Annotated in this window: 22 protein-coding genes and 1 pseudogene; 14 read left to right on the forward strand and 9 right to left on the reverse strand. The window is 63.6% G+C overall.

Annotated elements, in window-relative coordinates; all coding sequences use genetic code 11:
- The first annotated feature begins 121 nt into the window (after nt 1-121).
- From PVA39_RS05560 to PVA39_RS05575, 4 genes are all read left to right on the forward strand, one after another.
- The gene (locus tag PVA39_RS05560) at nt 122-1,102 is read left to right on the forward strand and encodes a helix-turn-helix transcriptional regulator (protein ID WP_274123151.1); all 981 of its coding nucleotides are present in this window, start codon (nt 122-124) and stop codon (nt 1,100-1,102) included.
- An 85-nt stretch (nt 1,103-1,187) separates the two neighbouring features.
- Nucleotides 1,188-2,060: a transporter gene (locus PVA39_RS05565; protein WP_274123152.1), complete on the forward strand. Its 873-nt coding sequence runs from the start codon at nt 1,188-1,190 to the stop codon at nt 2,058-2,060.
- A gap of 10 nt (nt 2,061-2,070) precedes the next feature.
- Nucleotides 2,071-3,258, forward strand: coding sequence for an MFS transporter (locus tag PVA39_RS05570; RefSeq protein WP_274123153.1), 1,188 nt, complete (start codon nt 2,071-2,073; stop codon nt 3,256-3,258).
- Complete coding sequence (locus tag PVA39_RS05575; protein ID WP_274123154.1) at nt 3,255-4,364, forward strand: class II histone deacetylase; 1,110 nt, start codon at nt 3,255-3,257, stop codon at nt 4,362-4,364. The genes PVA39_RS05570 and PVA39_RS05575 overlap by 4 nt, the downstream gene beginning before the upstream one ends.
- Before the next feature lie 187 nt (nt 4,365-4,551).
- On the opposite strand, the gene PVA39_RS05580 is transcribed toward PVA39_RS05575, so the two are convergent.
- The 3 genes from PVA39_RS05580 to PVA39_RS05590 all read right to left on the reverse strand — a co-directional run bounded on the left by PVA39_RS05580 (nt 4,552) and on the right by PVA39_RS05590 (nt 7,929).
- Nucleotides 4,552-5,325: a TerC family protein gene (locus PVA39_RS05580; RefSeq protein WP_093503990.1), complete on the reverse strand. Its 774-nt coding sequence runs from the start codon at nt 5,323-5,325 to the stop codon at nt 4,552-4,554.
- A 90-nt stretch (nt 5,326-5,415) separates the two neighbouring features.
- Nucleotides 5,416-6,720: a CitMHS family transporter gene (locus tag PVA39_RS05585; protein ID WP_274123155.1), complete on the reverse strand. Its 1,305-nt coding sequence runs from the start codon at nt 6,718-6,720 to the stop codon at nt 5,416-5,418.
- 294 nt (nt 6,721-7,014) lie between these two features.
- On the reverse strand, nt 7,015-7,929 hold the full coding sequence (locus PVA39_RS05590; protein WP_274123157.1) for an AEC family transporter: 915 nt from the start codon (nt 7,927-7,929) through the stop codon (nt 7,015-7,017).
- 89 nt (nt 7,930-8,018) lie between these two features.
- Here PVA39_RS05590 and PVA39_RS05595 point away from each other — a divergent pair, with 89 nt between their 5' ends.
- From PVA39_RS05595 to PVA39_RS05625, 8 genes and pseudogenes are all read left to right on the forward strand, one after another.
- Nucleotides 8,019-8,423, forward strand: coding sequence for a GFA family protein (locus PVA39_RS05595; RefSeq protein WP_274123158.1), 405 nt, complete (start codon nt 8,019-8,021; stop codon nt 8,421-8,423).
- A 356-nt stretch (nt 8,424-8,779) separates the two neighbouring features.
- A pseudogene (locus PVA39_RS23360) lies at nt 8,780-9,760 on the forward strand (nitrate- and nitrite sensing domain-containing protein); the annotation flags it as partial.
- Nucleotides 9,755-10,621 (forward strand): methyl-accepting chemotaxis protein, encoded by an 867-nt coding sequence (locus PVA39_RS23365; protein WP_443200943.1) that lies wholly within the window; start codon nt 9,755-9,757, stop codon nt 10,619-10,621. The pseudogene PVA39_RS23360 and the gene PVA39_RS23365, both read left to right, overlap by 6 nt.
- A gap of 141 nt (nt 10,622-10,762) precedes the next feature.
- Complete coding sequence (locus tag PVA39_RS05605) at nt 10,763-11,152, forward strand: response regulator (protein WP_093503982.1); 390 nt, start codon at nt 10,763-10,765, stop codon at nt 11,150-11,152.
- Between the two features lie 93 nt (nt 11,153-11,245).
- Nucleotides 11,246-11,599 (forward strand): hypothetical protein, encoded by a 354-nt coding sequence (locus PVA39_RS05610; RefSeq protein ID WP_274123160.1) that lies wholly within the window; start codon nt 11,246-11,248, stop codon nt 11,597-11,599.
- Nucleotides 11,600-11,730: 131 nt separating this feature from the next.
- Nucleotides 11,731-12,699, forward strand: coding sequence for an XdhC family protein (locus tag PVA39_RS05615; RefSeq protein ID WP_274123161.1), 969 nt, complete (start codon nt 11,731-11,733; stop codon nt 12,697-12,699).
- A 2-nt stretch (nt 12,700-12,701) separates the two neighbouring features.
- Nucleotides 12,702-13,253, forward strand: a complete 552-nt coding sequence (locus PVA39_RS05620; RefSeq protein WP_274123162.1) for a nucleotidyltransferase family protein — start codon at nt 12,702-12,704, stop codon at nt 13,251-13,253.
- Nucleotides 13,254-13,514: 261 nt separating this feature from the next.
- Nucleotides 13,515-14,627: a metallophosphoesterase gene (locus PVA39_RS05625; RefSeq protein ID WP_274123163.1), complete on the forward strand. Its 1,113-nt coding sequence runs from the start codon at nt 13,515-13,517 to the stop codon at nt 14,625-14,627.
- A gap of 231 nt (nt 14,628-14,858) precedes the next feature.
- On the opposite strand, the gene PVA39_RS05630 is transcribed toward PVA39_RS05625, so the two are convergent.
- From PVA39_RS05630 to PVA39_RS05640, 3 genes are read right to left on the reverse strand one after another with little or no spacing between them, the layout of a single operon-like run.
- Nucleotides 14,859-16,523 carry a phosphoethanolamine transferase gene (locus PVA39_RS05630; RefSeq protein WP_274123164.1) on the reverse strand — a complete coding sequence of 555 codons (1,665 nt, stop codon included), beginning with the start codon at nt 16,521-16,523 and terminating at the stop codon, nt 14,859-14,861.
- A gap of 10 nt (nt 16,524-16,533) precedes the next feature.
- Nucleotides 16,534-17,073, reverse strand: a complete 540-nt coding sequence (locus PVA39_RS05635) for a cytochrome b/b6 domain-containing protein (protein WP_093503970.1) — start codon at nt 17,071-17,073, stop codon at nt 16,534-16,536.
- Nucleotides 17,073-17,339, reverse strand: a complete 267-nt coding sequence (locus PVA39_RS05640) for a PepSY domain-containing protein (RefSeq protein WP_274123165.1) — start codon at nt 17,337-17,339, stop codon at nt 17,073-17,075. Before PVA39_RS05640 ends, PVA39_RS05635 begins: the two co-directional genes overlap by 1 nt.
- A gap of 150 nt (nt 17,340-17,489) precedes the next feature.
- Here PVA39_RS05640 and PVA39_RS05645 point away from each other — a divergent pair, with 150 nt between their 5' ends.
- Together PVA39_RS05645 and PVA39_RS05650 are read left to right on the forward strand one after the other, a co-directional pair.
- The gene (locus PVA39_RS05645; RefSeq protein WP_147175036.1) at nt 17,490-18,155 is read left to right on the forward strand and encodes a response regulator; all 666 of its coding nucleotides are present in this window, start codon (nt 17,490-17,492) and stop codon (nt 18,153-18,155) included.
- A complete protein-coding gene (locus PVA39_RS05650; protein WP_274123166.1) occupies nt 18,152-19,513 on the forward strand; it encodes a sensor histidine kinase in 1,362 nt (453 codons plus the stop codon). The genes PVA39_RS05645 and PVA39_RS05650 overlap by 4 nt, the downstream gene beginning before the upstream one ends.
- Before the next feature lie 24 nt (nt 19,514-19,537).
- Here the strand turns inward: PVA39_RS05650 and PVA39_RS05655 are convergent, their stop codons facing one another.
- From PVA39_RS05655 to PVA39_RS05665, 3 genes are all read right to left on the reverse strand, one after another.
- Nucleotides 19,538-21,487 carry a DUF7844 domain-containing protein gene (locus tag PVA39_RS05655; RefSeq protein WP_443200936.1) on the reverse strand — a complete coding sequence of 650 codons (1,950 nt, stop codon included), beginning with the start codon at nt 21,485-21,487 and terminating at the stop codon, nt 19,538-19,540.
- Nucleotides 21,484-21,804, reverse strand: a complete 321-nt coding sequence (locus PVA39_RS05660) for a DUF2388 domain-containing protein (protein WP_093503961.1) — start codon at nt 21,802-21,804, stop codon at nt 21,484-21,486. Before PVA39_RS05660 ends, PVA39_RS05655 begins: the two co-directional genes overlap by 4 nt.
- A 75-nt stretch (nt 21,805-21,879) precedes the next feature.
- The gene (locus PVA39_RS05665) at nt 21,880-22,197 is read right to left on the reverse strand and encodes a DUF2388 domain-containing protein (protein WP_274123169.1); all 318 of its coding nucleotides are present in this window, start codon (nt 22,195-22,197) and stop codon (nt 21,880-21,882) included.
- Nucleotides 22,198-22,374: the final 177 nt, after the last annotated feature.

Raw genomic sequence — 22,374 nt, forward strand, 5'->3', positions numbered from 1 at the left:
GGTGGGCAGAGATACTCGCTTTCAGGCCCTGCCCTGTCTCAAGACACCGGCCGCTCACTGATGACTAAGAACCGTGCAATGGTTCAGACAAGAACAAAAAAGTCGCAGCAAGGTACCCACCATGAGCACCAAGCAACGCTTTCTTTGCGCCGACCGTTTTGCCGCTTTCAATACGCTGACGCTCGAGTTGCTGCGTCTGGCCCAGAACACCCCTTTGACGCTGTTTCGACAGCAGGCACTGACGCAGTTGCAGGGCGTGATCGGCTTCGATAAGGCCTGGTGGGGGCGTTCGGCCTTGGTCGATGGACTTCCTGAAGAGCACAACAGCGCGGTGTTCATGCTGCCGGCCGATTACGTTGAGGATTGGCGCTCCATTCGCGAGCACGACATCACGGTGCCGCTGGCGCAGATGAGTCCTGGCCGCTCGGTGATCATTGATAGCCAGCACGAACAGACGCCAGACGGATTGCGCTGGCTGGGCCGCAAGCATGGTTTCGGAGAGTTGCTCTGTGTCATCCATGTCGATCCACCCACGCAGCTCGTTGTCCATCTGACGCTTTACAGGCGCATGGACGCGCCGCGTTTCGAGGCTGACGATCAGTTGCTGCTCGACCATCTCATGCCCCATCTGGTGGCCGCCGAGGGCGCCAATCACATTCGCGCGCTTGTGGCGTTGCGTGAAACCCTGAATGGCCCGGGCACCCTGGCGCTGGCGGTCTGTGATCAGCAAGGCGTACTGCACTACGCGGAGCATGGTTTCGTCGATCAGCTACTGGTGGAGTGGCCAAACTGGCAAGGCTCCTGCCTGCCGCCTGAGCTGACGCTCGATGGTTACCAAGGGCAGAGACTGACGATGCAGTCCACGCTGGTGGGTGACTTCCATGTACTGATCGTGAGGCCCTGCTCGGCACTCAATGTATTGAGCGCTCGGGAAACCGATGTCGCAGAGCGCTTTGGCGGCGGTAGAACCTACAAGGAAATCGCCCGCGAGCTGGGGCTCGCACCCAATACCGTGCGCCATCACATACGCAGCATCTACGAGAAGCTGGGCGTGAGCGGTAAGGCCGGTATCGCCCAGTTGCTGAACCAGCCTCCCAATTAACCCAAAAGTGACAACCGGCTGCTGCGCAAAACAGCGGTCACGGGGAAGTTTTGTCCGCCGAAAACAACACAACAGGAAAACGCCCATGTTTACTCGCTATGCGTGCTTGGCAACTCTCTCCTCGGCTGCAGTGCTCTGTTGCGGTGTCGAGGCCGCAGATCTGAATGCGCGGGATTTCGTTTCCGCGCCAGTTGGCACCAGCGTCGGTGTTGCTTACCTCCCGATGATCCGCTCCAACGACTTTCATGGGCCTGCCGACAGCACCGGTAAAGCAGACCTTTCAGCCAACGTGTTCGTCTATCGCCAGCTGTGGTTCAGCGATATCTGCGGCACGCTGTGTACGCCGCAATTCGTGGTCTCTTACGTCGATACCGAGGCACGATTGCCCGGTGCAGCCAAGCGCACCCGCGACCATGGTATTGGTGACCCGCAGATTGGCGGCACGCTGTTTTTCATCAACGATCCAGAGTCCCGTACCTACAGTGGCCTGCTGACGATGCTCAGCGTGCCGATTGGTGAATACGACAGCCATAACCCAGGCGTATCTGCGGGTTCGAATCGCTGGACCCTCAACCTCAATTACAACTACACCCAGGGCGTGGGTGAAAAATGGTTGTTGGAGGCGAACGTCGAAGCTTACCTGTATGGCAAGAACGACGACTACCTCGGCTCCGAGCTCGACCAGAAACCGCTTTATCGCCTGCAGGCATTCGCCTCTTACGACTTCACACCCAGCACCTACGGCGCCTTGCGGCTGATCCATGCCGACGGCGGCGAGCTGGAGCTCAATGGTCGCACCCTCGATGACACCCATCAGCGATACACGCAGGTGGGCTTCGAGATCGGCCATTGGCTGGACAAGCAAAACCAGGTGATGGTCGGGGTCACGCGTGATGTGGCGACCTCCAATACCTTCGCGCAGAACAGCGTGCTGCTGCGCTTCGCCCACGTATTCTGAGGTGGCCGCCATGCGTACCTACAATCTGATTGGGCTTTCAGCCCTGCATCTTGTGGCTGTGGTTCTATTCGCCGCAATTGCGCCCTGTGTGCTGATGACCGCCCCGGTGGTGGCTCCACAATATGCAGCGGAGCTTGGCATCGGCCCCGCGCGGATCGGCCAGCTATTTTCCGTCGAGCTGGCAGCGATGAGCCTGGCCACTTTGCCGTCCTACTATTGGCTGTCGCGCTGGAGCTGGCGACGCGTCGCCTTTGCGGCGAGCGGTGTGTTTGTTCTGGCGAATCTGTTGTCCGCTTACAGCCTCGAGTTTCACGCGCTGTTATGGCTGCGGGCGCTGAGCGCGCTGGCCGGCGGTACGCTGATGGTGATCTGCATCGCCAGCGCTTCGGCCAGTACCCAGCAAGACCGAGTCTACGGGCTGTGGGTAAGTGGTCAGCTCGTTCTTGGCTCGCTGGGATTATGGATCCTGCCGTCACTGTTCGCTGTGGCCGGGCTCAAGGCGCTGTACCTGAGCCTTGCTCTGCTGATCACGCTCTGCATCCCGCTGGCTGGCTGCTTTCCTGTCGGAGCGGTGTCTCGTGTGTCGCGAAATGAGTCGCCCGTATCGGCGGCAGGCAGTGCGTTGCCTTGTGTATTCGGCGTACTGGCGGTGCTGTTGTTCTATTGCGGCCTCAGCGCCGTCTGGACCTTCATCGGCAGCATCGCCACTGCTGCCAATATCGACGCGTTGAGTAGCGGGCAGATTCTGTCTATTGCCACCGTGCTCGGCATTCTCGGCGCGCTCTGCGCGACGCTTCTCGGCTCACGATGGTCGCGCCGCATCCCGTTACTGGGCGGCTACGCAATGATGGCTGTGGCGGTTCTGCTACTGATGGGTAGCCCTGACATAGGCCGTTTTGCCGTGGCCGCGTTGCTGTTCAAGTACGCCTGGACCTTCGTGCTGCCCTTCATTCTTGCCACTCTCGCCAGTTTCGATCAGCACGGCCGATTGATGAGCACCGTCAACCTGGTGATCGGTGGCGGCCTGGCGCTCGGTCCGATGCTGGCTGGTCCGGTTCTGGAGCGTCCTGACGGTATGCAACTCGTTTTGCTGGGCAGCGCCTGCTGCCTGCTGTTGTCCTGCCTGGCACTGGTGCTCAGCAACCTGTTTCACAAGCCTTCTGTTTATTCATTAGAGTCCACTGGAGTGCGGTCATGAAAGGTACAACCGGTTTCTTCTTCGACGAACTGTGCTTCTGGCACAGCGCCGGCATGCATGCGCTGGTGCTGCCCGTTGGTGGCTGGGTACAGCCACCGGCAGCCGCAGGCTTTGCCGAGTCGCCGGAGTCCAAACGTCGGCTCAAATGCCTGATGGATGTTTCCGGCCTTAGCGCCCAGCTGGCACTACGCTCCGCGGCACCGGCTAGCGAGGCCGATCTGCTACGCGTGCATCCCGAGGCCTATCTGCAGCGTTTCAAGGCGCTAAGCGATGCCGGCGGTGGCGAACTGGGTGTCAATGCGCCAATCGGCCCAGGCAGTTACGAAATCGCCAAGCTGTCGGCAGGGCTGGCGATTGCCGCGGTGGACGGCGTGATGCGTGGCGAGATCAGTAACGCGTATTCGCTTTCGCGGCCACCAGGCCATCACTGCCTGGCCGATCAGGCCATGGGGTTCTGCTTTCTGGCCAATATCCCGGTTGCCATCGAGGCGGCCAAGGCAAAACATGATCTGGGGCGAGTGGCCGTAATCGATTGGGACGTTCACCACGGTAATGGTACGCAGTCGATCTACGAGCAGCGTAATGACGTACTGACCATGTCTCTGCATCAGGAGAATTGCTTTCCGCCCGGTTACAGCGGTATCGAAGATCGTGGCCGGGGCGCAGGCCAGGGGTTCAATATCAACGTACCGTTGCCGTCCGGCAGTGGTCACGACACCTATCTGCGGGCCATGCAGCGCATCGTGATTCCTGCGTTGGATCGTTTTGCACCCGAGTTGATCGTGATTGCCTGCGGGTATGATGCCAATGGCGTCGATCCGCTGGCCCGCATGCTCCTGCATAGCGACTCGTTTCGTGCGATGACCGCCTTGGTTAAGGCGGCGGCCGAACGTCACTGTGGCGGACGATTGGTCATGGTGCACGAAGGCGGCTATGCCGAAGCCTATGTGCCATTCTGCGGACTGGCGGTCTTGGAGGAAATGGCCGGCATCCGCACCGCTGTCGAGGACCCCATGTTGCCTCTCCTGCAGCTGCAGCAACCAGGCGAGACCTTCAGTCAATTCTTGCATGGATACGTCGAGAGCCTGGCGCAGCAACTGGCTTAACCGGCTGGTGTGGTTCCATATCGGCTGAGGCAATGCCTGGGGGATCATGCAAGGCAGACGAGGGCGTTGAATAGCGCGTCAAAAACGACAAAGCCCGTATTCATGGATACGGGCTTTGTCGTTGAACAGTCGCGGCAGTTTCTACGGTTAGTGCAGCTGCCCCGGCCGCGTTATGCAGCTGGCTCTATCACTGCCCCGGAACGTCCTTGCGCAGTTTCACCGGCTCCGGGTCGGCCTTGCCTTCGGCGCGGCGGCGGGCGGTGCGCATGCGGATGTTCAGCGCTTCCACGGCCAGGGAGAAGGCCATGGCGAAGTAGACGTAGCCTTTGGGCACGTGCACGTCGAAGCTCTCGGCGATCAGCACGGTGCCGACCACGATGAGGAACGACAGGGCCAGGATCTTCAGGCTCGGGTGCTTCTCGATGAAGTCGCTGATGGTGCCGGCGCAGATCATCATCACGATGACGGCGACGACGATGGCCGCGACCATAACCGGTACATGGGAGACCATGCCGACCGCGGTGATGACCGAGTCCAGCGAGAAGACGATGTCGATGATGGCGATCTGGATGATGGTACCGAGGAACTGCTTGCCGGCGCCCGAGGGCTGCTCGGTGCTTTCTTCCTCGCCTTCCATGCCGTGGTAGATCTCGGTGCTGCTCTTCCACAACAGGAACAGGCCGCCGAAGAACAGGATCAGGTCACGGCCGGAAATGCCCTGGCCGAACACATGGAACAGGTCGGTGGTCAGGCGCATGATCCAGGTGATGGACAGCAGCAGCATGATGCGCGTGACCATGGCCAGGGCCAGGCCGAAGAAACGGGTGCGCGCCTGCATGTGCGGCGGCATGCGCGACACCAGAATGGCGATCATGATGATGTTGTCGATACCCAGGACGATTTCCAGGGCCGTCAGAGTCAGGAAAGCAACCCAGATTTCCGGGTTGGTGAGCCATTCCATTAGAGGTTCCTTGTGATGATAGAAAACTGGAGCAGGGCCATCGGCACGAATGCCGAAGTCTAGCGCCAGAGATGTGAAATTTTCGTCAAATCAGCTGCCGAACAGCGGAAATACCCCCAGCACCAGAGCAGCGGTCAGGATCGCCATGCAGATCAGGATCGCCCATTTCAGGGTGAAGCGCTGCAGGTCACCGAATTCGATCTTGGCCAGACCGATCAGCAGGTAGGTGGACGGCACCAGCGGACTGAGCAGGTGCACCGGTTGGCCGACGATGGAGGCGCGTGCCATTTCCACAGCGCTGATGCCGTAGCCGGAGGCCGCCTGGTTCAGCACCGGCAGAATGCCGTAGTAGAACGCATCGTTGGACATGAAGAAGGTGAACGGCATGCTCACCAGCGCGGTGATCACCGCCAGATGCGGGCCGAGGGCGTCCGGGATGACCGCCAGCAGGCTCTTGGACATGGCGTCGACCATGCCGGTGCCGCTGAGGATGCCGGTGAAGATGCCTGCTGCGAAAATCAGCCCGACCACCGCCAGCACGTTGCCGGCATGGGCGGATATACGGTCCTTCTGCTGCTGCAGGCAGGGGTAATTGATGATCATGGCGATGCTGAAGGCGATCATGAACAGCACCGGCATTGGCAGCAGGCCGGCGATCAGGGTAGCCATCAGCACGATGGTCAGCACGGCGTTGATCAGGATCAGTTTCGGGCGACGGGCTTCCGGGAACTGGGAAACGCTGATCTCGTTCTGGGTGACCTTGCCTTCCGGCAGTTGCAGCACGCCCAGACGCTTGCGCTCACGCAGACCGTAGAGGTACGCCACGCCGAACAGCACGATAGCGCCGACGATCATGCCGGGAATCATCGGTACGAAAACGTCAGACGGGTCCACGTGCAGGGCACTGGCCGCGCGGGCGGTCGGGCCGCCCCAGGGGGTCATGTTCATGATGCCGCCGGCCATGATGATCAGGCCGGCCATGATGGTCGGGCTCATTTTCAGGCGGCTGTACAGCGGCAGCATGGCGCCGACGCAGATCATGTAGGTGGTCGAGCCGTCGCCATCCAGGGAGACGATCAGCGCCAGGGCCACGGTGCCGACCGCGACTTTCAGCGGGTCACCCTTGACCAGCTTGAGGATCAGGCGCACGGGCGGGTCGAACAGGCCCGAGTCGATCATGATGGCGAAGTAGAGGATGGCGAACATCAGCATTACGCCGGTGGGCGCGAGCTTGCTGATGCCTTCGAGCATCATCGGGCCGATCTGTGCGGCGAAGCCGCCGATCAGGGCGAAGATGATCGGGATGATGATCAGGGCGATCAACGCCGACAGGCGTTTGCTCATGATCAGGTACATGAAGGTGGAAACCATGGCGAAGCCAAGGAATGTGAGCATGGTGTTTCTCCGGACGTTATTCGGCTAGGTGCGGGTAATGCGCGAAGGGGCTAGCGTGGAAGCGAGCGGAGAAGAAGCAGGCGTGAGGAGCTGGGGCGAAGCATGGTTGGTTACCTGTTTTGTTCTTGTTGACGGCAGCTGCGGGCCTCACTGGCGGCAGCTCATCGACCAATCTGTGTTGGTCAGTGAGCAGATGCTAGAGCACGAAGCTTTCAGCCAGCTTTCGTCGAAGACAGGTAAACGGGACAGCAGTGGCTCGCTCGCGAGGCCCCTGTAGGCCACGCGAGCCGTGGCCTAGAGAATGATGTCCAGCATCAGCAATACGCCGACAAGCGAAGCGGCAGCCAGCAGATGCTGCAAGGTGATGATGCCGGCCATCAGGTTGGCATCACCGCCCAACTGACGGGTCAGCACATAGGCGGTCGGTGCGGTGGGCAGGGCGAAGAACAGCACCAGTACGGTGCTTTCCATGGCCGGCAACTGCAGCCCGACGGCCACCGCCAGGGCCAGTAGCGGCATCAGCAGCAGGCGCAGCAGGCTGTTCCAGACCAGGGCCGGTACCTCGCCGCCCAACTGCTCGGGTTTCAGCGCCGCGCCCACGCACAATAGGCCCAGGGGCAGGCTGGCAGCGGCGAGCAGGCTGAGCAGTCGACCGCTGCCGCCGGGCAAGCCCAGGCCGCTCAGATTGACCAGTGCACCGGCCAGGCAGGCGAGAATCAGCGGGTTGCGGATGATCGGCAGCAGCAGACTGCGCGCACTGACGCCGCGCTCGGCGGTCAGCGACCACACCGAGAGCACGTTGACGGTTGGCACCATCAGCGCCAGCATCAGGGCTGCCAGGGTCAGGCCGGGCTGGCCGAACAGGCTACCCACGGCAGCCAGGCCCAGGTACGTGTTGAAACGCAGAATGCCCTGGCTGAAGGCGCCGAAGCGCGCCGCCGGCCAGCCGCGCAGGCGCCGCACCACCAGCAGCGCCAGCCAGGCGATGCCCAGGCCGAGCAACACGGCCAGGGCCATGCGCGGCAGTTGCGGGTTGTCCAGCGGCGCGGTGGCCAGGCTGTTGAACAGCAGAGCGGGGAACAGGATGAAGTAGTTGAGGCGTTCGGCGCCTGGCCAGAAGGCTTCGTTGGGGAAGCCCCGACGGCTGAGCACGTAGCCGCCGACGATCAGCGCAAACAGTGGCCAGAGGGCCAAGAGCAGTTCGGTCACGGGAGCCCCCGGTGGTGGTGAGGCTGCATCTTCGCCAGTGCCGGTCGATCAGGCAAGCAGGGATTCGCGCGCGTATTCAGGAGCATGAAATGAGCGATCTGCATCAAGGCGGCTGCCAATGCGGCGCCGTGCGTTACCAGTTCCGTGCGCCGCTGCGCGATATCGCCCACTGTCACTGTTCGGTATGCCGGCGCAGCACTGGCGGCATCCTGGTGACCTGGATCACCGTGCCGCGGGCCAGCTTCACGTGGGCTTGCGGCGAGCCTGCACGCTTCGCGTCTTCGCCTACCTGCGAGCGTTATTTCTGTCCGAGCTGCGGCGCTCACCTGGCGCTGTTCACCACCCTTAGCCCGAACAGCCTGGACGTGACCATCGCCACGCTCGATCACCCCGAACACGCCGCTGCCGACCGGCATATCTGGACCCAGAGCCGTTTGCCGTGGCTGGAGGTCGACCCGCTGTTGCCCCAGGAGCAACAAGAGCGGATCGACTAGCGGCGCGTAACCGATTTAGCGGCCTGCAACCTCTCGTTGCCCTGTTTCGATAGCTGGGTCGAACTTTATTAAAGATTGGATGTCGCGCGCCGATTACCCTTCTGTACCTCGTCTATTGCCTAACGTGCCGCATGCCAAATGCGTCCCCCTGTTCAACGCGCCGCGCAGACGGTGCGACAACAGGCAACCCTTCGCTTCGTAATCAGAACTGCCGAAGTAAATTGAATAGGTGAAACGTCGTGCTCAGAAACATCCCCTTGAGCCTCAAGCTCCTGCTGATTCTCGCCTGCCCGTTGCTGGGCTTTCTCTGGCTGGCCGCTCTGCAGGTCAACAGTAGCTACCAGACCTTGCAGGAGATGGAACAGACGCAGGAGGCCAGCGTCGTCGCGCAAAAGGTCAGCCAGCTGATCACTGTATTGCAGCGTGAGCGCGGCGCCAGTGGCGTATTCCTGGGCAGCCAGGGCAAGAACATGCAAGACGTCCTGCTGCGCATGCGCGGCCAGACCGACACCGCCCTGGCCGATGCACGCGCGCTGGGCAATATCGATGCCGGGCTGAGTGAGGCGTTGGCTGCGTTGAGCGGCCTGGATGCCATGCGTGGACAGATCGACAAGCTGGCGATCAACAATCGTGAATCCGGCGCGCGCTTCACCGACATCATTCGCAAGCTGATCGGCTACACCCACGCCGTCGAGCGTTCGGTCAAGGATCCGATATTGTCGCGGGCGCTGTCCTCGCTCAACCAGTTCATCGAGATGAAGGAGCGCGCCGGCCGCGAACGCGCCATGCTCGGTGTAGTGTTCAACCAAGACCGCTTCGATGCTGACCTGCTGTCGACCTTCAGCCGCAACCTGGGCGAGTTCACCGCCTATTCGGAAGGCTTCCGCCGCAACGCCTCGCCTGAGTTCGTAAGCAAACTCGACGAGAAGATGCAGCAACCCAGCGGCCTGGAAGTGGCGCGCCTGCAGAAACTGGCCTTCGAAACGCCGCTCGGCCAGCCGCTGGGCGTCAAGGCCACCGACTGGTTCCAGACCTCTACCAATCGCATCGACCTGATGGGTGAAGTGGAGAATGAGCTGGGGGGCAGTGTGTACGAGTTGGCCGCTCAAGAACGCAGCAAGGCCTCTGCCATGTTGTGGATGACGGTCATCAGCGTGCTTGTGGCCATCGCCGTGGTGGCTGCGCTTTCCTACCTGATCATCCGCAATATCAACCTGGCGGTGGGCGAGGCCAACCGTGCGCTGTTGGCGCTGTCGCAGCGTAACCTGACGGCCCGTTCGGGTTACGTCGGCAACGACGAGTTCGGCGAGATCACCCGGAACCTCAACACCATGGCCGAGGAGTTGACGCAGATCGTCCAGGAAATCGGTTCGGCCACCGCGCAGGTGGCCACCGCCGCCGAGGAGTGCTCGGCGGTCACCCTGCAAACCAGCGACAGCCTGGAGCGCCAGCGCCAGGGCACCGAGCTGGTGGTCACCGCGATCAACGAGATGAGCGCCACGGTTCGCGAGGTGGCGCAGAGCACCAACGACGCCGCGGAGATGTCACGCCAGGTCAACCTCAGCACCACCCAGGGCCGCCAGGAAATCGAGCGCACCGTTGAGGTGATTCGTGGGCTGTCGACTCAGGCCGATGACACTGCGCGCATCATCGGTGACCTCAAGCACGAGAGCGATTCGATCTCCTCGGTGCTCGACGTGATTCGCGGCATTGCCGACCAGACCAACCTGCTGGCCCTCAACGCGGCCATAGAGGCGGCGCGCGCCGGCGATCACGGTCGAGGCTTCGCGGTGGTGGCCTCCGAGGTGCGCACCCTGGCGCAGAAAACCCAGGAGTCCACCGGCAACATCCAGGAGATGATCGCCAATCTGCAGCGCGGCTCCGACCTGGCCACGCAGTCCATGCAGGAAACCCTCGGCAAGGCCCGCGCTGGTGCCAGCAACATCGAGCGCGCTGGCGACCTGCTGGCCGATATTGCCTCGGGCGTCTCCAGCATCAGCGACCGCAACATGCAGATCGCCGCGGCGGCCGAGGAGCAGAGCGCGGTGGCCGAAGACATCAACCGCAACGTGGTAGACATCAACGACGTGGCCATCCAGGTCAGTTCCGGTGCCGAGCAGACCGCCGTGACCAGCCAGGAGCTGGCGCGCCTGGCCGATCACCAGCAGAAGCTGGTAAGCCGCTTCCGCCTGGCCTGATCGCCCTGGCGAGCTGTCGCCCGTCGCAATGGCGGGCGACGATTCGGCACTTGCAGGCCGCCAGTCGGCGCCACGAAAAATTAATGAAATCTTGCCCGGCCGGGCAGGTCAGAGCCTGACCCTTACTGCCGGATCCGCGCAATGCCACTGATAGTCATAGCCGAAGACGAACGCTCGATCAGAGAGATGCTTGTGGAAATCTTCGAAGACGAAGGCCACGAGGTCAAAGCCTTCCCTTGTGCTGACGACGCCTGGGAATACCTGTCCAGCTGCGATGGTCAGGTGGACATGGTGCTCACCGATTTCAGCATGCCTGGCGACATCGACGGCATCTTTCTCGCCCACCTGATTCGTGACCGTTTCCCGGATCTGCCGATCATCATCTCCTCGGGTTTTCTCGGTGCCTCCACGGATTTCGACGGTCTCAACGTTGCGGTGATTCCCAAGCCCTGGAGCGTCAGCCAACTGCTCGCCATGTGCGCCTCGATGACACCCGGCAAGGCGCAACAGCCCGGCGCTCCACGGGGCTGATCGCCCGCAGTGTTCAGCGTGGCAGATGAGGGCGCGGAAAACGCGGTGGATATGTAAAATCGCCGCCCCGTTTTACTGCTGGAGATGTCCCCCTTGGCTATTCACTTCTCGCCTTCCTCGAACACCATCGCCTGTGGTCGCAGCGGCGCCAGCCTGAGCACCACCGAGGATCAGGCGCAGGTTTCCTGCAAACTTTGCCTGCGTACGTTGGACAAGGCGGCTGCTCCGGTCGCGACCAATCGCACGCCGACCCTGGCCGAGCTGCGCGCCGCCGCCCGTGCCGCCAAAGCCGCGGTCGAAACTCCAGCTCCGACTTCAGCCCTGGCCCCTGCCAAGCCAGCCGAAAAGCCGGCCCTGAGCGTCAAGGCCGCCTGGCAGCAGAAGCTCGAGCAACTGCCGGGGCGTAATCGCCTACCCCGCGGTGCCGCGCGCCAGCGCTACGTGTAAGCCGTTCGGCTGCCGATGCATTCGCCCCAAAAACACTGAACCGAAGCGCCGGCCTGGCCACCAACTTGCATGCCTGCCAGCGTGTCGATTTTGATGCGTTGGCGTAGCGCGATGGTGTTGAGGTGGTGTCGATGAAGCAACTAGACCTGCAGGTGGTTCAGCAGGCTCGCAACTGGCTCGAGCAAGGCCATGCCGTGTGGCTGTGCACGGTGCTGTCCACCTTTGGTTCGGCGCCACGTGCGCCCGGGGCGATGTTGGTGGCGCTGCCGTCCGGCGAATCCTGCGGGTCGCTGTCCGGCGGCTGCGTTGAAGAAGACTTTCTCGAGCGTGTGCAGAACGCTGGTTTCGACACCTGCAACCAGATCGTCCGTTATGGCGAAGGCGGCCTGACGCCCAACCGTGCGCTGCCCTGCGGTGGCGTGCTGGATGTGCTGATCGAGTACCTGCAACCAGGCGAAGCCGTGCAGCGCATGCTCGGCCAGGTCGAACAGGCACTTGGCGGCGGCGAGCTGCTGGTACGCGACGTGCCGCTTGGGGAGGGCGCCAGCCGCTGCCGGCCCGGCAGCATGAGCGAGGCGAAGATCCAACGCAGTGCCGAGCAGGTGTCGATTCGTGTTGGCGCCGTGCTGCGTGTGGTGTTGGCCGGCTGGTCGCCAGTGGCCGAGTTCTGCGCCGGCTTTGCCGTGGCGCTGGGCTACGAGGTGATCGTCTGCGACCCGCGTGCCGAAGCCATCGCCGAGGTGAAGGTGGCGGGCGTGCAGGCGCTCGAAATCCTGCCCGCGCGCTTTATTGCCGAGCAGGGCGCCCACAGCGCCACCGCGATTCTGGCCCTGACCCATGACCCGCGCCTGGACGACCCGACCCTGATCGAAGCGGTCCGCACCGAAGCCTTCTACATCGGCGCCATGGGTTCTCAGCGCACCAGCGCCAAACGCCTGGATCGGCTGGCGCGCCTCGGCGGTTTGCAACCCGAAGACATGGCGCGCATCCACGCGCCCATCGGCCTGCAACTGGGCAGTAAAGCCCCGGCCGAAATCGCTCTGGCGACCCTGGCCGACGTGCTGCGGGTCGCCAACGGCATCGACCGGGGCGCGCTCTAGGCATGAGCGACGGCCCTGTGGTCATCGTGCTCGCCGCCGGGCGAAGCAGGCGCTTTCGTGCTTCCGGCGGCGAGGGCAGCAAGCTGCAGGCCGACCTGCACGGCAAGCCGGTGCTCGACCACGTGCTGGCGACGGTCGAGCGCTCGGGCCTGAAGCATCATGTGGTGCGAAGTGCTGACGGCGACGGTATGGCCGACTCGATCGCCGCCGGTGTGCGGGCCGCGGCAAGCGCATCGGGCTGGCTGATCCTGCCCGGCGATCTGCCGCTGATCGGCGAAATGAGCCTGCATCGCGTGGCCAGGGCCTTGGCCGACCAACCAGTGGTGGTGCCGACCTTCGAGGGCAACCGCGGCCACCCTGTCGGTTTTACCCGGGAATGCTTCGAGGCACTGGCCGTCCTGCGCGGCGAGGCGGGCGCTGCCTCGGTGGTGCAGTGCTATCGCGAGCAGGGTCGCGCTCTGCTGTTACCGCTCGATGATCCGGGCATCCTCACCGATGTCGATACCTTGGACGATCTGCAGCGTGTCCGTGATCTGCTGGACGCATCGCGCTAGCCGGCAGCCTTCGATTATCACTATCGACGCAAATGATGCGGTGCTGCGCGGCTTTACCGATACCCTGTATCTCGATGAACACAACGCCATGGGCTTCGAGCGAAGCCGGTGGTCTCTCCGGTTCATCATCCTTTGGTTACCGCCTCCCTGATGAGGCGGTTTTTTTTGCCTGGGGAAAATGTCACGAAAGTGCAGTGCACCGCCGGGCCGATGCGCTGTCACAGTGGGGGCTTGCGATCCATCCTGACAGGCGAGATAACGGTGTTCCATCTGATCACGGGCGTTCTGGCCCTGTATGTATTCTGGCGAATGGTGTGGCTGCAGCGTTGGCCGCAGGTGCTCAAGGTGTTGCTGGGCGTGTTGATTCTGGCGGCGGCCGAGCACCATCTGGTGACCCGCCACTTCTTCGGCAGCATGGCTTCGCCGGAGATTCCCGGCCCACTTCTGATGACGCTGGGCTGCGCCTTCGGGGCGCTGATCATCAGTGCCATGGCGTTGCTGGTGCTGGATATCGCCGCGCTGCTGCCGCGCTTTCGTAAAGCGTTGACCAAGCCTCGGCTACGCGCCACGGTTGGGGTTGCAGCCATCGCACTCTCGGCGCTGGGCGTCTGGCAGGCAGTGCGGGTGCCGGATGTGCGTGAGGTGGAAATCACCCTGGCCCAGCTACCCGCTGAACTGGACGGGCTGCAGCTGGTGCAGCTCACCGACCTGCACGCCAGCCGCCTGCTGCAGCGGCCATGGCTGGAAGCGGTGGTCGCCAAGACCAATGCGCTGGAGCCGGATCTGCTGGTGATCACCGGTGACCTGGTAGACGGCACCGTGGCGGCGCGAACCCGCGATGTCGAGCCGCTGCGCGAGTTGCACGCGCGCCTGGGTGTGTATGCGATTCCCGGTAACCATGAATACTACGCCGAGTACCAGCAGTGGCTGGATCACTTCGCGCAGATGGGCCTGCCGATGCTGCTCAACAGCCATGTGACCATCGAGGATCGTGGCGCCAGCCTGGTGCTGGCTGGCGTTACCGATCCGGCCGCCGCGCGTTTCGGCCAGCCGCTGCCGGATATCGACGCCGCCTTGGCCGGGGTGCCGAAAGACGCCGCGGTGATTCTGCTCAGCCACCGGCCCCTGGCCGCCGCGGACAACGCTCTGGCTGGCGTCGACTTGCAGCTGTCCGGGCATACCCATGGCGGCCAGGTGCTGGGCATGCACTGGGTTACCCAGGCGTTCAACCAGGGCTATGTGTCGGGTGAGTACGCAGTGGGCAGCATGCGCCTTTACGTCAGCAACGGCACCGGCCTGTGGAACGGCTTTCCCATCCGCCTGGGCAAACCCTCGGAAATCACCCGCATCACCCTGCGCGCAGCCAAGGGCTGAGGCCCTAGAACCTGTTCAAAGTCTGCTGCGCGTCGGCACTGCGGCGTTAAAAACAGGCTCTGCAAGCCGCTTGCGGCTAACACGCTTTAGCGCGGCCCGCAGGGCGAGCGAAGCGAGTACTGCTCATTTACAGCTCGTGAAGTCGAGCGCGACTCCGACCGGTCCTCGCCTGTTTTTGCGAGGCCGCCTAGGCCTTGCATTGCTCTAGCTCGCGAGATGCTGAACAGGCTCTTAGCATCGGGCCTCAGTTTCGCGCAGCAGCAGGCTCAGCAACTGCGGCGGCTGGTGCACCAGACCGTTGGGCGTTTCGCAGACGCGCTGCACGAAGTTGTCGGTGAACAGCAATTTGCCGTGCACGAAGTACTCGTTGGGGCGCAAGTTGGGGTTGTGGATGCGCGTGCCGAGGCGCGCGGCCAGCCATTTTCCGGCTTCGTAATGGCTGATCCAGCGTTCGGCCGACAGGCTCGCCATGGTCTCGGCCTTGGCCTCGCGGCCGATGACGATAACCGGCACGTCGCTGACTTGCGGCACCAGGTCGTTATGGCCCCAGTGACCGCCCTCACCGAGGCGCTGGCCATGGTCACCAGTGATGATCAGGTAGCGCTCGCCCTCCAGGCGGTCGAAGTCGGCGATCACCTCGGCCAGCAGGCCGTCCAGGTAATGCACCGAGTTGTCGTAGGCGTTGCTCTGGCCATCGGGCCCCTGGTCAGCCCAGGGCGCCGGGGTCTTTTCATGGCGGTAGTTCTGCGCGTAGGGCAGGTGCGCGGTGCGCAGGTTGAGCACCATGAAGTTACGCTCGGCCCAGCGCTGCGCGTCGAGCACGTCGAGCAGGGCGCGATCCTGTTGTTTGAGGAAGCGCACCGGGTGGTCTTCGCGAGTGATCGATACGTCCAGGTAACGGCTGCCCAGGTTGGCCAGCAGCTTGGATTCCTGGGAGGAAATCCAGTGGGTGCGAAAGCCCGCCTGTTTGGCGAAGCGGAACAGGTTGATGTCGCCGGTGCGCAGCAGTGCATCCTTGCCGGGCTCGCGAATCGGGTTGATCAGGTAGGGCAGGCTGACGTCGGTGGCCACGCCGGCAGCAATGCCGGGGCGCACGAAGGCGCTGGGATGCTCACGCAGGTAGGCGGCCAGTTTAGGCGTGGTGTCGCGGCCATAGCCGAACACGCCAAGACGATCACTGCGCAACGAGTCGGCGACCACCAGCCAGACGTGTTTGGCTTCGCTGATGTTGGGGCTCAGTGTATAGGGCGCGAAGGGCGCAGGCGGCAGCTCGACTTCCGGCTTGAACGCCAGGTGCACCGCCCAGGCGGAGAATACGTTGAGGTTGTTGTGCAGCGCGCTGCGGCTGGGGCTGGCAGCGAACGAGTCGAGGTTGCGGTAGGTGGCGCGATAGGGTTTGGAGAGCAGCACCACGGTGATCAGCAGCAACGCCCAGCGGCTCTGTGGCAGGTTCACACGGCCGGGCAAGCGCCAGTGCAGAGCCAGCAGCAGGCCATAAGGAATTCCCACGCAGAGCAACACCGGCCAGTGCGCGGCCAGGCTGTGCGCAGCGGTCTCGTGCACCTCGCCAGGTTCATTGACCAACGACTGGATATCGATGGCAGTCAGCGGTTCGCCAAAGAAGCTGATGTTGGCCAGCTGCATCAGTTGCATTACCGCGAACAGCGTCAGGATGATCATGCTCAGCGGGCGCAGGTTGCACAGCCACAATCCCAGGCTGAACAGCCACAGCACGACCACGTAGCCCGCTTCCAGCTCGGCGTGGTTGTTCGGGGTGAACAGCTGCTGCAGAAAATCATCGGCAAGCAGCAGGGCGCAGCTCAGGGTGGCCAGGGCAAGCAGCGACAGCCAGGCGCGCGGGGCGCTGGCACGGCGAGGCGCAAGCAGGGTCAGCATGGGTCGAGTCTCAGCGATGTTCGGACGGAGCGCGGCGTTTGCCGGTGATCATCGACAGCGGCAGATTCTCGCGCAGGTGCAGGCTTTCGATTACTGCCGCGGCCACATGAATGGCCACCAGCGTCGCCAGGCTGTTGGCGGCCCAGGCGTGCAGGGTGAGCGGCCAGTCGGCGCCCCACAGGGCATCGACCTCCTTCATCAGAAAGCCGCTGATGCCGAGGGTGGCGATGGCCGTCATCATCAGCAGCATCACCAGGGCGCCGATCGGCGAGTGGCCGAGGCGGCGGTGGGGTTCGCCCTTGAGCACGAGGCTCAGGTGTTCGCGCAGCCGCGCGCGGGTCGGCCAGAAGTCCGTCCAGCGTGCACTGCGCGGGCCGACGAAGCCCCAGATCAGACGTACGGCGAGCCAGGCGCAGGCGTAGTAGCCGAGCCAGGTGTGCCAGTCGTCACCTTCCTCGGTAAAGAAATAGTTGGCGACGAAGACCCCGGCCACCGATATATGGAACAGACGGATCAGGGGGTCCCAGAGTCGAATCGTCGCCGCGTTCATCAGTCTTCGATCTCGGTCTTGATGGCCTTGCCGCTAACCGGATCGTGGTAGATCTCGACCTTGCGCTTGTCCTTGTCGAAACCGTAGATCTCGTAGCAGTTACCCTCGGTGACCTTGAACTTGCTGATCTGGTAACCCTGCTCTTTCAGCTTCTCCTGAAACTGTTCCGGGTTCTGCCAGGTCGAGCGATCGGCGGTGGTACATTCTGTACTGGCCATGGCCAGCGGGCTGCCCAGCAGCAGGGCGAAGAGTGCGACGTAACGCATGGTGAATCTCCTTCTTGGGGTAGTCAGGAGCACCTTGCGGCGCGAAGCTTAGGAAAGTCTTAATGGGCAAAGCTCGGTAACATCTCCCCCTGCCCAATGCGCCGCGCGAAGCGCATCATGGCGCCGTTTATGGCTGACGAGGTACGTGCCGTGCGAGTCCTGCTGGTTGAAGATGATCGTGCCCTGGCGCGCGGAATCCGCGTGGCCCTGCGTGGCGAAGGCTATACGCTGGACTGGCTGGAGGATGGTCTCGAAGCTGCCCACGCGCTGCGCAGCGAGCAGTTCGACCTGGTGCTGCTCGATCTCGGCCTGCCGCGGCTCGATGGCATGACCCTGTTGCGCCAGCTGCGCACGCGTAGCGAGAACGCCGTGCCGGTGCTGGTGCTCACTGCCCGCGACGCCATGGATGACCGCATTCAGGGCCTGGACGCCGGCGCCGACGATTACCTGGTCAAGCCCTTCGACCCCGAAGAGCTCAAGGCACGCATCCGCGCCCTGCTGCGGCGCAGCCAGGGCCGCGTCCAGCCGGTGCTGGAATTCGCTGGCGTGACCCTGGATCCGTCCACCCAAGAGGTGCGCTACCAGGGCCACAGTGTGGCGATGACGCCCATGGAATATCAGTTGCTGCACCAGTTGCTGATTCGTCCCGGTGTAGTGGTCACCCGCGAGCGCCTGGCCAATGCACTCTACGGCTGGCAGGAAAGCGGCCCGGGTAACACCCTGGAAGTGCTCATCCATAATCTGCGCCGTAAGCTGTGCAGCGAGCTGATCCGTACGGTACGCGGAGTCGGTTACCTGGTGGAGCAGAAACCATGATTTCCATCCGCACGCGGATTCTGGCGCCAACCATCGCCCTGGTGCTGGCCGGCAGCCTGGCGCTGGTGCTGCTCGCCCTGCGCGACAGCCACCGGCAGACCGAGGCGGTCTATGATGCCCAATTGGTACAGGCCGCGCGCGTGCTGCAGGGCATGCTGCAGCAGCCGGACGGCCGCCCGGTGGATTGGCAGTTCGTCCGTCAGGCGCTGGATGGCGCCCTGAATCGTTCGACCGAGGGCGTGTTCTCGCACCCTTATGAAATCAACCTGGCGTTTCAGGTGTGGGACCGCGACGGCAACTTGCTGGTGCGTTCCGAGCAGGCGCCGCACCTGACGAAACTGCCGCCGCCGGGCATTCACGAATTCTTCTTCAACGATCAGGAATGGTGCGGCGTGCTGCTCGACGACAGCGCCGCCGGCCTGCGTATCTGGGTTGGCGAGCGTGAGGATCTGCGCCAGGACCTGATCCATCAGATTCTTCAGCACACTCTGATGCCGACGCTGATCTGCCTACCGCTGCTGGCTGCCTTCATCTGGCTGCTGCTCGGTTGGGGCCTGCGCCCGCTGCAGCGTTTGGCCCAGCAGTTGCGCGAGCGCCCTGAGCATAGCCTCGAGCCGCTGCCGACAGGACCTCTGCCGCCGGAGCTGGAGCCGATGCGCCTGGCTCTGGATGATGTGTTGAGCCAGCTGCGTGCGCTGCTTGAACGCGAACGCCGCTTCATCGCCGATGCCGCCCATGAGCTGCGCACACCGCTGGCGATTCTCGAGATTCACGTGCGTAACGCGGCGCTGGCCGAAAGCGTGCAGGAGCGCGAGGAGGCATTGGCATTCCTCAAGCACGGCGTGCAGCGCGCTACCCGTATTGCCAGCCAGCTGCTGACCATGGCGCGCCTGGAAGCGCCGTCGCAGAATCTACAACCGCTGGACCTGACCGCCGTGGTGCGCGAGGAACTGGCCGACCTGGCGCCGCTGGCGCTCAACCGGCGGATCGACCTGGCCCTGGAGGCCGAGGAAAAAGCTGTGATTCAGGGCGACCGCGGATTGATCGTGATCCTGCTGCAGAACCTGGTCAGCAACGCGCTGACCTTCTCGTCACCGGGCAGCGAAGTCAGCGTGCGCGTGAGCCGCGAAGGCGAAGACGTGCACCTGCAGGTCGTCGACCAAGGGCCGGGCGTCGAGGAAGCTCGCCTGCCACGCCTTGGCGAGCGCTTCCATAGCGCCGGCAATCCCCAGGGGGCGGGGCTGGGGCTGGCCATCGTCGGCATGATCGCCCGTCACCTGGGCGGCTCCATCGGCTTCAGCAATGCCAGCCCGCAAGGCTTCAGCGCGGTGGTCAGGTTTCCCGATACGGCGCTTTGATCAGGACTACCCGGGCTGCGCCATTCAGAGCTGCAGCCCGCCGCTTTCCTTGTGCAGTTTGCGCAAGTGTTCGCCGAGCAGCTTGAGGTTGGCCTCGTTGGCTTCCAGCTCGGCCAGGCGCTGGGGTTCGAGCAGGCTGCGCACCTCGCCGTCGAGGTCGGCGCTGAGCAGGCTCAGCTGCTGCTGGCGCGTGCGGGTTTCGCTTTCCAGGCGTTGCCATTCTTGCTGCTGCGGCAGGCCGTAACCGCCTTCGAGCAGTTCGGCCGGGCGGCTCAGAAAGCCGGTGTTGGCGAGGATCTGCTCCAGCGCGTCACCGGCCTTGTTCAGGCTGGGGTCCTTGGCGGCGCGGCCGGTCAGGTAGCGCTGCTTGAGTTCGTCCTGGGAGAGCAGCAACTGGCGACGCATCGCTGCCTGTTCGAGCAGCAGCATGGCGGCGCTGGCGCGCAGGTCGGCCTGCTCGAACCATTGGCGGCGCTGCTCGGATGGCTGTTCGAGCCAGTCCTCGACGCGCTGTTGGCGAATCGGCAGGCGCTGTTGCAGCACCTTGAACATGGCCTGATAGCGGTCGCGGAACGAGTCGAAACGGTAGCCCAGGCGCAGTGCTTCGCGGGAATCGTTCAGCACGCTGCCGTCGGCCAGGTCGCGGGCCTCGAGTACTTCCAGCAGGCCGATGGGGGTGATGCTGTCCAGCGTTTGCAGGCGCGGGTCGGCGGTGCCGCTACGCAGCAGCTTGAGAGTTTCCACCGCGCAGTTGTTGGAAACGAAGAAGTAGTCTCCGTCGTAGCTCCAGTGCTGCTCGACGGCACGGGCGACCAGCTGCTCCAGGCGTTCGCGCGACAGCTTCAGGGGGACCGAAGCGAGGCTGCGTAGCTCGACCTTGGTGTATTCCTCGATCACTTGGGCCAGGGGCAGCACGAACAGCCGCGACGGGTAGGCTCCAGTCAGGCCGTCCCAGCTCGACAGCTGCACGTCGTTGACGAACGCGCGGTATGACAGCACCAGGTGCTGGTCCAGGTCCAGCCGGCAATCCGGCCCACGGGGGCGGCCCGGCGCGCAGATCACCAGGCGCAGCATGCTGTGGCCCCAGCGGCTGGCCATGTTCTGGTTGGCCTCGGCGAGCAGGTAATCCACTTCGTAAACGCGCTCGGGGTCGAGGTTGGCCAGCGCCTGCTTGTCGAAATCGCGCCCGGCGTTCAGGTAGGCGTAACCATTGCCGCAGGGCGTTTGCCTGGCTGGCGCCCAGCCGAAGTGCTCGCTGAAGAAGCGCGCCAGAGACGGGCGGCGGCAGGCGTATTCGGGGTCGAGGAGAAAGTACTCCATGTTCACCGCGACGAACTCGCGCGGGTTGCTCAGCTCGTAGCTGTCCGGGCTGCGGGCGACCTGGCCGTTATGAATGTCACGCTCACCGCGTTTGCCGACGCGTTGCGGCCAGCCGGCCAGGTCGAGCAGGCGCGGATCGTCGCTGAGGGTGAAGCGCCGTTCAGTCTGGCCGCGGCACTCGGGGCGCAGGCCGACTGGGCCCAGGTCGGCCTTCTGGCGCTGGCAGCGGCGCAGCAGGGTGCGCTGCTCGGCGCTCCAGTAGGTGCCGCGATCATAAAGGTGAGTGATTTCATGCAGCACAGTAGCCAGCAGTTCCTGGCGCACGGTGCCGTGGGGGCGCCCGTTTGGCGTGCTCGCGGCGCTGCCGTCGGTGAGACTCGGCAGCAGCTTGGCATTGAGCTCGACGCCGCTGAGGCGCCCGGCTCGGCCGTAATTGTCTTTGGGCATATCGACCCACTGCACGGCTACGTCACGATCCAGCGCTTCGCGCAGGTGGGGCGGCAGGGCGGCGTGAGCTTCGTCGAGTAATGTCTGGCTGGCGTGGCGTTGCTCGGGCGTGAGGCCGGAGCCTTCGAGGGCGAATTGCAACTGGGCGTGGCTGGCCGTGCTGACCAGCAGGGTCAGCAGCAGGAGCCAGCCACGGGCGGTCATCACAGCGCGAGAATGGCTTCTGCGAGTACCTGGTCGGAGGCGTTCTGGGCCTCGGGGACTTGACTGCGCAGCGCGCCGAAGGCGGCTTCGAGCTGGGCACCACGGATGTCACCCTGGCTGGCGACGAAGCTGGCCGCGTCGTCACGGGCTTCGATCACCACTTTCATGTCGCGGATCGAGGTGGTGGTGTCCGAGGTGAAGTTGATGGTGCGATCCAGCGCGCGGACGATGATGTTGCTGGTGGCCACCAGGGTCTGGGCCTGTACGGCGCCAGCGAACAGGGCCAGCGAGGCGGTGGCGGCTAACAACGGACGCTTCATGAACGGTCTCCGAATGGGGTTTGATTGGCTGCTTGGACGAGGAACGCCTGCCGCAGTTCCAGTAATGACGAAGGGTTAGTGAGCGAGGATAGCCTGCGCCAGTTGCGCATCGTCGGCCTGCAGGCTCGGCATGCGCTCGCGGATGTGCTGTAGAGCGTTTTCCAGGTGAGCGCCACGCACGGCGCCGGCGCTGGCGACGAAGCTGGCAGCGTCGTCTTTGGCGGCGAGCACGACCTTGTTGTCTACCACCGAAGAGGTCGCGTTGGAGGTGGTGTCGATGGTGGCGGCAAGTGCGTCGACCAGGGTGTCAGTGGTGACCACGAAGCTGCTGGCACTGGCGCCGGTAGCGAGGCCGAACAGACTGACGAAGGCGAGGGTGCGGACGGTGGGCATGGGCTTGGTCTCTACGGCTCACGGAAAGCCGCATTCTAACCGCTCTGCAGCGCGCCGTTGAGAAAGACCTGCACAGTTTGTGTAGCGCTGGAGGCAGTCCGATGACTGTGCCCCTGAAACGACAAAACCCCACAGGCGCTGCATGCCGGTGGGGTTTTGCGGGAGAAGCTCAGTGCG

It is taken from the genome of Pseudomonas sp. CNPSo 3701, from assembly GCF_028674975.1.
GTDB lineage: Bacteria > Pseudomonadota > Gammaproteobacteria > Pseudomonadales > Pseudomonadaceae > Aquipseudomonas > Aquipseudomonas straminea.